Here is a 13,133-nt window from a genome sequence, read left to right on the forward strand (position 1 = left end):
TTGTTCAATTCCGAGCGCAGGCTCGTCCAGTGCATCGTGACGCGAAGAAGCTCGCCCATTCGAACCTTGGCGCGGCCATGGTCGCCCGTCGCGCGAGCGCCCCGATCTTCGCGGCACTCGCGGCCATCATCATGTGCGTACCAACTGCGTCCGCAGCACCGCACTGGGGACCGGCAACACCACCGAACCCGTATCTCGGACCGGTGGGAACAGCGACGATGCACGGTGACGCCGCATCGTCGGACGTCACTCCCCTGCCCGGACCCGGCGCACAGGCACACTCCGTGGACGCGCGCCCACTCGCAGCCGCCTGCCCCACTCTCCTCGAAGGCTCGGACGAGCTGGTGGTGGCCCTGTGCACCCCGATCATCGGGCGCACGCCCACGGTTCATCTTCTCGACCCGAAGTCACCCGCGCTGCTCGGCGGATCGCTGGCACACCTCGAGTTGGCGAAGGGCTCACTTCTCGGCGGCGTGTACGCGTATCTCGACAACGACGATCGACTCGTGGCGGTCGACGGGGAACGCAAACTGCAGCGAATCTCCCACTCCCGCGACGCCGAGGGCCGTTGGTCCTTGCACGTCGACGAAACGGTCAACCTCGCCGGTGCGATCGCCGAGGGCGACAACGTGACAGGCCTATCTCCGGATTGGGACGGGAACGTGTGGTTCGCCACCGCGGCCGGTGTCGTGGGGGCCGTCGATCAGTCCGGACAGGTCCGATCCCGCACCCTCGAATCGGGTGAGCAGGTACAGAACAGCATTTCCACGTCGCCGGCCGGAACGGCCGTCGCCACGACACATGCGCTGTACCAGCTACGACTCGTAGGAGGCCGAATAGAGGTCGATTGGCGACAGGCGTACGACCGGGGGCCGGCCCGCAAGCCCGGGCAGCTCAGTTGGGGCACCGGCTCCACCCCCACCTACTTCGGTCCGGCAACCGGGAGTGACTACCTCGCTGTGGTGGACAACGCGGACCCCACGGTGTCTCTTCGAGTATTCGATACGTCGTCCGGCCGTGACATGTGCACCATCCCGGTTCTGGACGGCGGTGAGCGCCCCAACGGCAGCGAGAACTCCCCGATCGGGATCGGCGATTCGGTTTACGTTGCGAGCACCTACGGCTACCCCTATCCCGCCACTCCGGATGGGGCCGGGCCCTCCGTACCCGACTCGGCCCCGTTCGGCGGTGGCCTCACCAGGGTCGACATCGACCCGGTCGGGTGTCATCAAGTCTGGAACTCACCGATCCGAAGCGCGGCCGTTCCGCACCTGTCGACCGGTGACGGCAACCTCTACACGGTCGTTCGAAGTGGCCCGGAGTCCACGACACCTCTCGACACGTTCACGTTCACGGTGCTGAACCCGGCCGACGGCAGAGTGGTCGCAGCGACTCCGCTCCCTGGAACGGTCGCGAACGACACGCTGCAGATGTCCGGGACGATCACGAAGGCAGGCTCGTACCTGCAAGGGACAATCACCGGAATGCTGCAGATCCAGTCGAAGTAATGTACCGAACCAGGGTCAACGACAAGCTGTAGTTGATCGACCACTACCATCGTTGGCGTGCTATATCGCCGCTTCCTGAGCCTGGTCGATCGACTCCCGCTTCCGTCAGTACGGCTACAACGCGTGCTGGCGTTCGTCGTGATCCTGACGCAGGGCGGCATCGCCGTCACCGGAGCGGTCGTCCGCGTGACCGCCTCCGGTCTCGGATGCCCGACCTGGCCGCAGTGCTTCGAGGGCAGCTTCACCCCTGTCCTACACGGCGAAGTCGCCGTTCTCCATCAAGTGGTCGAGTTCGGCAACCGACTCCTCACCTTCGTGGTCGTTCTCGCGGCAGCTGCAATCGTATTGGCGGTGACCCGAGCACGACGTCGCCAGGAGGTGATCGTCTATGCGTGGATGATGCCTCTCGGCACCGTTGTTCAGGCGGTGATCGGCGGTGTCACCGTCCTCACCGGACTCCTGTGGTGGACGGTCGCCGTCCACCTGCTCGCGTCGATGGCGATGGTTTGGGTTGCGACGGTCATGTTCGCGAAAGTCTGTGAGCCGGACGAGGGCGCCGTCACTCGGCCCCTGCCGAGGCCACTGCGGTTGCTGACGGCCGTGTCCGGGGTGGCGCTCGCGGCGACCCTCGTCGCCGGCACCCTCGTCACCGGTGCGGGACCGCATGCGGGAGACAAGAGTGTCGATCGAATCGTCCCCCGCCTCGGCATCGACATCGTGACACTCGTGCATCTGCACGCACAGACGCTGGTCGCCTACCTTGCGCTGCTCGTGGGCCTCACCTTCGGGGTCTACGCGGTCGGCGCCACTCGCGCCGTGAAGTTGCGGCTGAAGGTTCTGCTTGCGCTGGTGGTTTCTCAGGGACTTGTCGGAATCGTCCAGTACTTCACCGACGTGCCGGCGGCTCTCGTCACGGTGCACGTCGCCGGTGCCGGCCTCTGCACGGCGGCTACCGCAGCAGTGTGGGCTGCGGGACGAACCCGAAAGTCCGTTCCACAGCCCACTGACGCCTCGGTCGACAGCCGAAACGCGACGGTCTAGCTCTCGTTCCGCGCCTTCGGGAATCGCGTCTGCTTGGCGACCCAACCGGCCATCTGCGCGAAGTGACCTTCCCTCGGGGTGACGATGCTGGTGACTGCTCGATCCCACTCGGAGACCGAGACCTTGTCGAAGGACGCGACGACCGCATTCGCGGTGGCAACGTCGGCAACGACCTGATCGCCGAGGACACCGTCCTCACCCACGAGCGTGATCCGGACACCGGCCAGTCCGATCGGCTGGATCACCGCCTTTGCGGTTTCGCCGTGATCCGCCAGGAATTTCTCGATTGCCTTGACCGCGGTTTCCGGCAACTTCGGGCCGGAGCTTTCGGCCACCTTCTTGTCCGGTTCGGTGGTGTCGGTGCTCATGTGTCGAGAATACTGAACTTCTTGCGAAATGTTTCCACGGGGTTCGCCCTGCGCGCCGACCAACTGACGCTGACCTCACGACGCTGTCGGCGACGGTGTAGAACGGACGCCATGCGCGCAATTCAGGTGACGAAGAACGGCGGACCCGAAGTCCTCGAGCCGGTCGAGATCGACGTGCCGGTCCCGGGCGAAACCGACCTGCTCGTCCGGACCGATGCCATCGGAATCAACTTCATCGACACGTACTTCCGGACCGGCACGTACAGCCGCCCACTCCCCTACGTCCCGGGAGACGAAGGAACCGGTGTCGTCGAGCAGGTGGGTTCCGGGGTATCGGACTTCGCGGTGGGAGACCGTGTGGCATGGGCGGCGGCGCCGGGTAGTTACGCCGAGTACGTCCGAGTTCCCGCGGCGGTCGCCGTCCCTGTACCCGACGTAGTGCCTGCACCGCAGGCGGCGAGTGCCCTGCTTCAGGGTATGACGGCGCACTACCTCCTCCACTCGACCTACCCCGTCCGGAAGGACGAGACGGTCCTCGTCCACGCGGGCGCCGGCGGTGTCGGCTTGCTGCTCACCCAGATGGCGGTCTCGCGCGGCGCCCGTGTCGTCACCACGGTGTCCACCGACGCCAAGGCGGAATTGTCCCGCGCTGCCGGGGCGCACACGGTTCTGCGGTACGACGACGACATCGCCGCCCGGGTTCGCGAACTCACCGACGGCGATGGCGCCGCGGCGGTCTACGACGGTGTCGGGGCGGCAACGTTCGACGCGAGCATCGCTGCCACCCGGATTCGCGGCACCGTTGCATTGTTCGGCGCCGCGAGTGGGCCGGTGCCGCCGTTCGATCCGCAGAGGCTCAACTCCGCCGGATCGCTCTTCCTCACGAGGCCGACGCTCGCGCACCACATTCGTACCCGGGACGAACTCGAATGGCGGGCCCGTGACGTCTTCACCGCACTGTCCGACGGTTCGTTGCAGCTGACGGTCGGGGCGCAGTACCCGTTGGCGGAGGCCGAGGCCGCGCACCGCGATCTGGAAGGGCGGGCGACAACCGGTTCGATCGTGCTGGTCCCCTGAGAAGGACGAATCAGCCGAACAGGTCGGTCACCGTCTGGAGTCCCAGCACGGAATCGACCGCGAGACCGACGAACAGGACCGACAGGTAGTTGTTCGACTGGAGGAACAGGCGGAGCGGCTTCACCGTCGCTCCGCCCCGAACTCCGCGGTAGAGCTGGTGCGCCAGAATCAGGAACCACGCTCCGGAAAGCAGGGCCACCACGAGGTAGACAAGGCCGGCGGCCGGTACCAGCAGCAGGGAGGTGATCACCATCGCCCAGCTGTACATGACGATCTGTTTGGTGACCTGCTCCTCGGTCGCGATCACCGGCAGCATGGGCACACCCGCAGCCTCGTAGTCCTCCTTGTAGCGCATCGCGAGGGCCCAGGTGTGCGGCGGCGTCCAGAAGAAGATGACGAGGAACAGGACGATCGGCTGCCAGCTGAGCGAACCGGTCACAGCGGCCCAACCGACCATCACGGGCATACATCCTGCGGCACCACCCCACACGACGTTCTGCCACGTACGGCGCTTGAGGACCATCGTGTAGACGAGGACGTAGAACGCGATCGTGAGAAGGACCAGCGCACCGGCCAGCAGGTTCGCTCGCCACCACAGCCATGCGAACGAGCCGACGCCGAGCGTCATCCCGAAGACGAAGGCGTGCGACGTGGGGACCGCCTCGCGCGCCAACGGGCGGCGCGCCGTGCGTTTCATGACTTTGTCGATATCGGCGTCGACCACACAGTTGAGCGAATTGGCGCTGGCCGCACCCATCCAGCCACCGAAGAGCGTGCTCAGGATCAGCACGATGTCGACGGTTCCGCGGGACGCGAGAAGCATCGCCGGGATGGTGGCGACGAGAAGCAGTTCGATGACCCTCGGCTTGGTAAGCGCGACATAGGCCAGAACCTTCGCGGTCGCGCGCCCCAACGGGGTCTCGGACGTGACGCGTGGGGTGGGACTCGAGCTACCGAGACCGTGACCGCTCGGCTGATGCCCTGTCCGCACGTTCTCTCCTTGCACCACTTGCTCGATACCGTCGTTCCGCCGTGACACGACGGGCTCCCACTACTACAGACGATGGTAGACCGCCGATATGCGCGAACCGAATCGACCCGGATAGGACCGCACACTAGGCTGGGGACGCACAAGAGGTTCACGCATCCTCAGGCTCCACGTTCACCCATGTCAGGAGACTTCTGCCCGTGTCGATCACAGACGAGATCCGCGCCCTCACGCAACCGGTTCATCCAGAGGACTGGACAGAGCTGGACACCAAGGCCGTCGACACCATCCGTGTGCTCGCCGCCGACGCAGTTCAGAAGGCCGGAAACGGTCACCCCGGCACGGCGATGAGCCTTGCTCCCCTCGCCTACACCCTTTTCCAGCGCGTGATGCGGCACGATCCCAACGACGCGGACTGGATCGGACGTGATCGCTTCGTCCTTTCGTGTGGGCACTCGAGCCTCACGCTCTACATCCAGCTGTATCTCGCCGGCTACGGCCTCGAGCTCGAGGACCTGGAGTCGCTGCGCCAGTGGGGTTCCAAGACCCCCGGACACCCGGAGCACGGCCACACCCGCGGCGTCGAGATCACGACCGGACCCCTCGGCCAGGGACTGGCCTCCGCAGTCGGTATGGCCATGGCGGCACGGCGCGAGCGCGGTCTGTTCGACCCGGAAGCCGCACCCGGACAGAGCCCCTTCGACCATCACATCTACGTCATCGCATCGGACGGCGACATCGAGGAGGGTGTCACCTCCGAGGCCTCGTCGATCGCCGGAACGCAGCAGCTCGGAAACCTCACCCTGATCTACGACGACAACGAGATCTCGATCGAGGACGACACCGCGATCGCGCTGTCGGAGGACACCGCGGCCCGGTACGAGGCATACGGCTGGCACGTTCAGGTCGTCGAGGGCGGTGAGGACGTCGTCGCCATCGAGGCTGCGCTGAAGGCTGCCAACGAGGAGACCGGTCGTCCCTCGCTCATCCTGCTGCGCACCATCATCGGCTACCCCGCACCGGAGAAGATGAACACGGGCGCGGCGCACGGTGCAGCGCTCGGCGCCGACGAGGTTGCCGGAGTCAAGAAGGCGCTCGGATTCGACCCCGAGAAGACCTTCGAGGTTTCCGACGAGGTCATCGCCCACACCCGTAAGGCACTCGAGCGTGGTGCCGAAGCGCACAAGGCGTGGCAGGCTTCGTTCGATGCCTGGGCTTCCCGCTCCACCGAGGGCAAGGCACTGCTCGAGCGCCTCACAGGACGCGACCTGCCTGCCGGATGGGCCGATACGCTTCCCACGTGGGATGCCGGCTCCGACGACATCGCGACACGCAAGGCTTCGGCGGCCGTCCTCAACGCGGTCGGTCCGGTTCTCCCCGAGTTGTGGGGTGGTTCGGCCGATCTCGCCGAGAGCAACAACACCACCATCAAGGGCTCACCGTCCTTCGGGCCCGAGTCGATCTCGACGGACATGTGGACCGCCACGCCGTACGGCCGCACCCTGCACTTCGGTGTTCGCGAGCACGCGATGGGCTCGATCCTCAACGGCATCGCACTGCACGGGCCCACCCGCCCCTATGGTGGCACCTTCCTGGTGTTCAGCGACTACATGCGACCCGCAGTACGCCTGGCCGCCATCATGAAGACGCCGGTCACCTACGTGTGGACTCACGACTCGATCGGCCTCGGTGAGGACGGCCCGACACACCAACCGATCGAGCACCTGGCTGCGCTTCGCGCGATCCCCGGGTTGTACGTGGTGCGTCCGGGCGACGCCAACGAGACGGCGTATGCGTGGCGCGCAGTTCTCGAGAAGGGCACGGACGAGGCGACTCGGGCACCCGCCGGCCTGGCATTGACCCGTCAGAACCTGCCGGTGCTCGAGGGCACGAACTACGAAGGCGTGTCGCGCGGCGGTTACGTTCTCGCCGAGGCATCGACCGGTACCCCCGACATCGTGCTCGTCGCGACCGGTTCGGAACTGCAGTTGGCAGTTGCCGCCCGCGAGACGCTCGAAGCGGACGGGCACCCCACGCGAGTCGTGTCCATGCCGTGTGTCGAGTGGTTCGACGCCCAGGACCAGACCTACCGCGACAGCGTTCTCCCGCCGTCGGTCAAGGCGCGTGTCGCAGTGGAGGCCGGGATCGCGATGCCGTGGTACCGGTTCGTGGGCGAGGCCGGCGAGATCGTCTCCATCGAGCACTTCGGCGCCTCGGCCGACTACAAGACCCTGTTCCGCGAGTTCGGCATCACTGCCGAGGCCGTCGTAGCGGCCGCGCAGCGCTCGCTCACGCACGTAAAGGGATGATGGCATGACTCAGAACGTCAACCTGGACAAGCTCTCCAAAGCGGGCGTATCCATCTGGCTCGACGACCTTTCCCGGGACCGCATCAAGTCGGGCAATCTTGCCGAACTGATCGCCACCAAGAGCATCGTCGGCGTCACCACCAACCCGTCGATCTTCCAGAGTGCGCTCAGCAAGGGCACTGCCTACGACGCGCAGGTGCGGGAGTTGGCCGAGCGCGGCGCGGACGTCGAATCGACCATCCGCACCGTCACGACAGACGACGTCCGCGATGCCTGTGACGTACTCGCCCCGCAGTACGAAGCGAGCAACGGCATCGACGGCCGGGTGTCCATCGAGGTCGACCCACGGCTCGCGCACGAGACCGAGAAGACGATCGCGCAGGCGGTCGAACTGTGGAAGATCGTCGATCGTCCGAATCTCTTCATCAAGATCCCGGCCACCGAGAAGGGTGTTCCGGCGATCGCCAAGGTCATCGGTGAGGGGATCAGCGTCAACGTCACCCTGATCTTCTCGGTCGAGCGGTACGAGGCCGTGATCGACGCGTACCTCGAAGGTCTCGAGGCCGCCAAGACCGCCGGCCACGACTTGTCGAAGATCCACTCCGTGGCGTCGTTCTTCGTCTCGCGCGTGGACACCGAGATCGACGACCGTCTGACGAAGATCGGCACTCCGGACGCGCTGGCACTTCGCGGCAAGGCCGCACTCGCCAACGCCCGCCTCGCCTACGCGTCCTACCAGCGCGCATTCGAGGTCGAGCCGCGGTTCCAGACTCTCCTCGAGGCGGGTGCCCTCCCACAACGAGCGCTGTGGGCATCGACCGGAGTGAAGAACCCCGATTACCCCGACACGCTGTACGTCACGGAGTTGGTGGCGCCGAACACTGTCAACACCGTTCCCGAGAAGACTCTCGACGCGGTTGCCGACCACGGCGAGATCACCGGCGACACCGTGTCGGGCACCGCGGCCGCGTCACAGGTCGTCTTCGACCAGCTCGCAGAGGTCGGTATCGATCTCGCGGACGTCTTCGTCGTCCTCGAGCGCGAGGGTGTCGAGAAGTTCGAGGTTTCCTGGAACGAACTGTTGGACGCTACGGCGCAGCAGCTTCACGCAGCGGGTGGGAAGAGTTGATCCGGTGACTGACCCCGAGGTGTCGGAAGACTGGGTCAATCCACTCCGAGACAGCCGGGACAAACGGCTCCCGCGCATCGCTGGCCCGTGTGCCCTGGTGATCTTCGGTGTGACCGGCGACCTGGCGCGGCGCAAATTGATGCCCGCCATCTACGATCTCGCCAATCGTGGTCTTCTGCCACCCGGGTTCTCTCTCGTCGGGTTCGCCCGCCGAGACTGGGCGGCAGAAGATTTCGGAGACGTCGTCCACGACGCGGTTCGGAATCACTCACGCACCCCGTTTCGGGAGGACGTGTGGGATCGGCTGGCGGAGGGTCTTCGGTTCGTCCAGGGATCGTTCGACGATCCGGAGGCCTTCGCGGAACTCGCATCCACGCTCGAAACCCTGGACGCCGAGCGAGGTACCAGCGGCAATCACGGTTTCTATCTGGCCATCCCGCCGGATGCGTTCCCGGTCGTTCTCGAGCAGCTGTCGGCCGCGGGCCTCGCACAGTCCGAGGACGGTCAATGGCGGCGGGTGGTGATCGAGAAGCCGTTCGGGCACGACCTGTCGAGCGCCCGTGAGCTCAACTCGGTGGTCAATCGAGTCTTCCCCGAGGACACGGTCTTCCGAATCGATCACTACCTCGGGAAGGAAACCGTTCAGAACATTCTGGCCCTCCGATTTGCGAACCAGTTGTTCGACCCGATCTGGAACGCGCACTACGTCGACCATATCCAGATAACGATGGCCGAAGACATCGGACTCGGTGGTCGAGCTGGGTATTACGACGGAATCGGCGCTGCCCGGGACGTCATCCAGAATCACCTATTGCAGTTGCTGGCCTTCACCGCGATGGAGGAGCCCATCAGTTTCGAACCTTCGGAACTGCAGGCGGAGAAGATCAAAGTGCTTTCGGCGACCCATCTGGCCGAACCGCTCGACGAAACGACCGCCCGTGGTCAGTACGCCGGCGGTTGGCAGGGCGGCGAAAAGGTGTGTGGGCTCCTCGAGGAGGACGGCTTCGCGTCGAACTCCACCACCGAGACCTTCGCGGCAATCACCCTCGAGGTCGATACTCGCCGGTGGGCAGGTGTTCCATTCTACCTGCGAACCGGAAAACGGCTCGGCAGACGTGTCACCGAGATCGCCGTCGTATTCAAACGTGCACCGCACCTCCCCTTCGATCAGACGATGACCGAGGAGCTCGGCCAGAACGCATTGGTGATCCGCGTGCAACCTGACGAGGGTGTCACGATGCGTTTCGGCTCCAAGGTTCCCGGGTCCAGCATGGAAGTTCGCGACGTCAACATGGACTTCAGCTACGGGCAGGCGTTCACCGAGTCGTCCCCGGAAGCATACGAGCGACTGATCCTGGACGTCCTGCTCGGCGAGCCGTCCCTGTTCCCGGTCAATGCCGAGGTCGAATTGTCCTGGGAGATCCTCGACCCGGTTCTCGAACGCTGGGCGAAGAACGGCACCCCGGAGTCGTACGAAGCCGGAACGTGGGGTCCGCCGTCTGCTGACGAGATGATGCACCGCACAGGGCGCGAGTGGAGGAGACCGTAGCGATGATCATCGACATGCCTTCGACCACCACGACAGCGGTCAGCAAGAAGCTCGTGGAACTACGTAAGACGGGCGGCGCGGTCACCCTCGGGCGCGTCCTGACCCTCGTCGTCTGCACCCACGACAGCGAGAACTCGGAAGACATCATCGATGCCGCTAACGAGGCCAGCCGAGAACACCCGTGCCGTGTCATCGTCGTGGCTCGCGGCCCCCGTGAGGCTGCCTCACGACTCGACGGTCAGATTCGTGTGGGCGGCGACGCGGGAGCCTCCGAAGTCGTGGTCCTGCGCCTCTACGGCGCGCTGGCAGACCACGAGAGCAGTGTTGTCGTCCCCTTCCTGCTTCCGGACACTCCCGTCGTCGCGTGGTGGCCGGAGAACTCCCCTGCCGCGCCGTCACAGGACCCAGTCGGCAAACTCGCCATCCGGCGCATCACGGACGCGACGGGCCGCGAGAATCCCACCGAGGCCATCAAGAGCCGGCTCGCTTCGTACGCCGAGGGCGACACGGATCTGGCCTGGAGTCGGGTCACCTACTGGCGGGCTCTGATCACAGCGGCTCTCGACGTACCACCGCATCCCACCGTCGAATCGGTGACGGTCTCTGGCCTCACCGAGGAACCCGCCGTCGACATGATCGCGGGCTGGCTCGCAAGTTGCCTCGACGTGCCGGTCACCAGACTCACCGGCCATCTCTACGTCGAACTGCGGTTCGTCGGCGGCGATTCGATTCGCATCGCCCGACCCCAGACGGAGACCACCGCAACTCTCAGCAGAACCGGGATGCCGGATTCTCGTGTGTCCCTGGGGCGCCGCGAGACGAGCGACTGCCTCGCCGAAGAGCTGCGCCGACTGGATCCGGACGAAATCTACGAAGCAGCACTCACAGGACTGACCAAGGTGACGTATGAGTGATCCGATCGTCGCAGTGCACGCCGACACCGCCTCGCTGGTCGACGCGGTAGCCAAGCGGTTCGTCGACACCGTGGTGGCCGCACAACGAGCACGCGGCACGGCGTCGGTCGTGCTGACCGGCGGCGGAACCGGAATCGGGATCCTCGAGAAGGTCCGCGACGAACCCGGCGCAATCGACTGGCAGGCGATCGACGTCTATTTCGGTGACGAGCGCTTTCTCCCGACCGGTGACCCGGAACGAAACGAAGTGCAGGCGCGCGCGGCTCTCCTCGACCACATAGGAATCGATCCCGATCGAGTTCATGCGATGCCCACGTCCGACGGCATCTATGAGGGCAACCCCGATGCCGCGGCCGGGGCCTACGCTCAGATGCTGGCCGCACGAGCGGAGGGCGACGAGTCACTCCCCACCTTCGATGTCCACCTTCTCGGTATGGGCGGTGAAGGACACGTCAATTCCCTGTTCCCGCATACCGACGCGGTGCGCGAAACGGAATCGAACGTGGTTGCCGTGATCGACTCCCCCAAGCCCCCTCCCACAAGGATCACGCTGACCCTGCCGGCAGTGCAGCACGCCGAAGAGGTATGGCTCGTGGCGGCGGGCGAGGCAAAGGCGGAGGCGGTTGCCGCCGCAATGGGCGGAGCCGCTTCGGTCGACATTCCGGCCGCAGGCGCGCGCGGTCGAAAGGCGACCCGATGGCTTCTCGACGAGAGCGCAGCGAAAGACCTACCGCGTAGCGACTGACCACCGCCTGGCCTGTCCTATCTCTCCGGTCCGCGCTGTTTCTCGGATTCGGGGTCGCCGTAGTATCGGCCGAACTTCGGGCGGATATGGCGTAGCTGCTGGTCAGTGGGCGCGGGAAGCGGCCGGGGCCGATGAGGCTGGTCAGTTCGCGCATCGCCCGCGGGGATGGTTGAAGTAGCGGCGCAGGTTCTTGGCCTTGCGGTGGCGCGACTTGGCCATCAGCTCGAGCAGGCTCGCGCCGGATTCGCCGAGGTGTGTCAGGCCGGAGTGCCGGAGTTCGTGCAGGTCCCAGCCGGGCCCGTCGGTGGCGGTGGCGGTGGCGGCGTCGAGCATACTGCGGGCTTGGTCGTAGGACGGTCGCGCCTGGCCGGTGTCAGGGCAAAGGTCGCGGTCGGCGAGGTACTTGCCGGGTCCTGGGCGGGTCACGAACACCGGCCCGCGGGTGCGTCTGCGGATGAGCCGGGGCAGGAGCCGGGCGGTGCCGGCGTCCCAGCCTTGCTCGCGGCACCAGGTCAGCCATTTCGCGACCGCGGCACGGCGCGGGTTCCAGGTATTGACCGACGCTGCGCCCAGAGAGATTCGAGGGCTACGCCGATCTCGTCGTCGGAAACCGAGTCCAGGTCCCGACTCGGGCTGGTCAGTCCGTCGGGGCCGCGGGGGCGTCGAGTTGGTGTCGACGGTCTTGACGACCGCGATGCCGTAGGCGCGGCGGGTGTTGCCGGGCCCGATGGTGTCGAGGAACGCCTCGGCGGATCCGCGCAGGTTGCGGGGCGCGGCCGTGTGGATCCAGGTCACAGTCGCAGCCATCGGCCCACCTCTCATCGCTTGCTCCGGATAACAGCCTGTTATCCGGGGCTGAGCGAGTTCGGCCCGGTGGTGGTCCCGAACAGCCGGTCGAGGTGGTCGGTCAGCACCGCCAGGGCCGTGTCGGGGTCGTGCTGGCCGATCAGCACGCTGGTGCCCAGACCGTGGGCGAGCATGACCAGCCGGATCGCCTCGGCGGTGACGTCGAGGTCGCCGGAAATCTCCCCGTGTGTCTGCGCGCGTGAGAGCGCGTGGGCGAGTTGGTGTTCGAGTCGGTCGATGCCTGCGACGAAGGGGTGCTGGGCCAGGTCGGGGTCGGTCATGGCCAACACCGCATACGAGGTCCCGACGAGCTGGAAGGCGCGACTGGCGGTGTCCGTGGGCAGGGCTTCGGCGCAGAAGGCATCGATCAGTGCGCGGGCCGGTGGCGGATCGGGCAGATCGGCCAGGCGCCGGTTCCAGCGGTGGTGGCTGAGGGTTTCCAGATGGTTGAGGGTGCCGACGAGCAGTTCGGCCTTGGTCGGGAAGTAGTACTGCACGAACCGCAGCGAAACCCCGGCCTCGGCGGCCACGGCGCGGATGGTGACCGCGTGCAGTCCCGCGCGGGCGGCGACGGCCACCACAGCGTCGGCGAGCTGCGCGCGTCGGTGGGCGTGGTCCACGGTTCGGGGCACGGTCACCTCTCTCGACACCACCGCGAA

General features: G+C 66.0%; 12 protein-coding genes. 8 read left to right on the forward strand and 4 right to left on the reverse strand.

Translation table 11 applies throughout. The features are described from left to right. Positions 1 to 77 precede the first annotated feature (77 nt). Both ACFWO3_RS09240 and ACFWO3_RS09245 read left to right on the forward strand, forming a co-directional pair. Positions 78 to 1,508, forward strand: a complete 1,431-nt coding sequence (locus ACFWO3_RS09240; protein WP_378576663.1) for a hypothetical protein — start codon at positions 78 to 80, stop codon at positions 1,506 to 1,508. Between the two features lie 57 nt (positions 1,509 to 1,565). Beyond that, a complete protein-coding gene (locus tag ACFWO3_RS09245; protein WP_378576395.1) occupies positions 1,566 to 2,549 on the forward strand; it encodes a heme A synthase in 984 nt (327 codons plus the stop codon). Here the strand turns inward: ACFWO3_RS09245 and ACFWO3_RS09250 are convergent. Further along, positions 2,546 to 2,917, reverse strand: coding sequence for a hypothetical protein (locus ACFWO3_RS09250; RefSeq protein ID WP_378576397.1), 372 nt, complete (start codon positions 2,915 to 2,917; stop codon positions 2,546 to 2,548). The genes ACFWO3_RS09245 and ACFWO3_RS09250 overlap by 4 nt on opposite strands. A gap of 111 nt (positions 2,918 to 3,028) precedes the next feature. Here ACFWO3_RS09250 and ACFWO3_RS09255 point away from each other — a divergent pair, with 111 nt between their 5' ends. Next, on the forward strand, positions 3,029 to 3,994 hold the full coding sequence (locus ACFWO3_RS09255) for a quinone oxidoreductase family protein (RefSeq protein WP_378576399.1): 966 nt from the start codon (positions 3,029 to 3,031) through the stop codon (positions 3,992 to 3,994). A gap of 10 nt (positions 3,995 to 4,004) precedes the next feature. Here ACFWO3_RS09255 and ACFWO3_RS09260 read toward each other — a convergent pair whose 3' ends face one another. Then, positions 4,005 to 4,985 carry a heme o synthase gene (locus tag ACFWO3_RS09260; RefSeq protein WP_378576665.1) on the reverse strand — a complete coding sequence of 327 codons (981 nt, stop codon included), beginning with the start codon at positions 4,983 to 4,985 and terminating at the stop codon, positions 4,005 to 4,007. Between the two features lie 197 nt (positions 4,986 to 5,182). Between ACFWO3_RS09260 and tkt the strand changes: the two genes are divergently transcribed. The 5 genes from tkt to pgl are packed head-to-tail and all read left to right on the forward strand — an operon-like array spanning position 5,183 to position 11,628. After that, complete coding sequence (tkt, locus tag ACFWO3_RS09265; RefSeq protein WP_378576401.1) at positions 5,183 to 7,291, forward strand: transketolase; 2,109 nt, start codon at positions 5,183 to 5,185, stop codon at positions 7,289 to 7,291. A 4-nt stretch (positions 7,292 to 7,295) separates the two neighbouring features. Beyond that, entirely contained in the window at positions 7,296 to 8,420 is a 1,125-nt protein-coding gene (gene tal / locus ACFWO3_RS09270) for a transaldolase (RefSeq protein ID WP_378576403.1), read from the forward strand. Between the two features lie 4 nt (positions 8,421 to 8,424). Continuing rightward, positions 8,425 to 9,969 carry a glucose-6-phosphate dehydrogenase gene (gene zwf, locus ACFWO3_RS09275; protein ID WP_378576405.1) on the forward strand — a complete coding sequence of 515 codons (1,545 nt, stop codon included), beginning with the start codon at positions 8,425 to 8,427 and terminating at the stop codon, positions 9,967 to 9,969. 2 nt (positions 9,970 to 9,971) lie between these two features. After that, positions 9,972 to 10,883, forward strand: coding sequence for a glucose-6-phosphate dehydrogenase assembly protein OpcA (opcA, locus tag ACFWO3_RS09280; protein ID WP_378576407.1), 912 nt, complete (start codon positions 9,972 to 9,974; stop codon positions 10,881 to 10,883). Continuing rightward, on the forward strand, positions 10,876 to 11,628 hold the full coding sequence (pgl, locus tag ACFWO3_RS09285) for a 6-phosphogluconolactonase (RefSeq protein WP_378576409.1): 753 nt from the start codon (positions 10,876 to 10,878) through the stop codon (positions 11,626 to 11,628). Before opcA ends, pgl begins: the two co-directional genes overlap by 8 nt. A 141-nt stretch (positions 11,629 to 11,769) precedes the next feature. On the opposite strand, the gene ACFWO3_RS09290 is transcribed toward pgl, so the two are convergent. Together ACFWO3_RS09290 and ACFWO3_RS09295 are read right to left on the reverse strand one after the other, a co-directional pair. Continuing rightward, the gene (locus ACFWO3_RS09290; protein WP_378576412.1) at positions 11,770 to 12,435 is read right to left on the reverse strand and encodes a hypothetical protein; all 666 of its coding nucleotides are present in this window, start codon (positions 12,433 to 12,435) and stop codon (positions 11,770 to 11,772) included. A gap of 38 nt (positions 12,436 to 12,473) precedes the next feature. Beyond that, the gene (locus ACFWO3_RS09295) at positions 12,474 to 13,106 is read right to left on the reverse strand and encodes a TetR/AcrR family transcriptional regulator (RefSeq protein ID WP_378576415.1); all 633 of its coding nucleotides are present in this window, start codon (positions 13,104 to 13,106) and stop codon (positions 12,474 to 12,476) included. Positions 13,107 to 13,133 lie beyond the last annotated feature (27 nt).

The sequence above is a fragment of the Rhodococcus sp. NPDC058521 genome (assembly GCF_042719695.1).
Taxonomy (GTDB): domain Bacteria; phylum Actinomycetota; class Actinomycetes; order Mycobacteriales; family Mycobacteriaceae; genus Rhodococcus_F.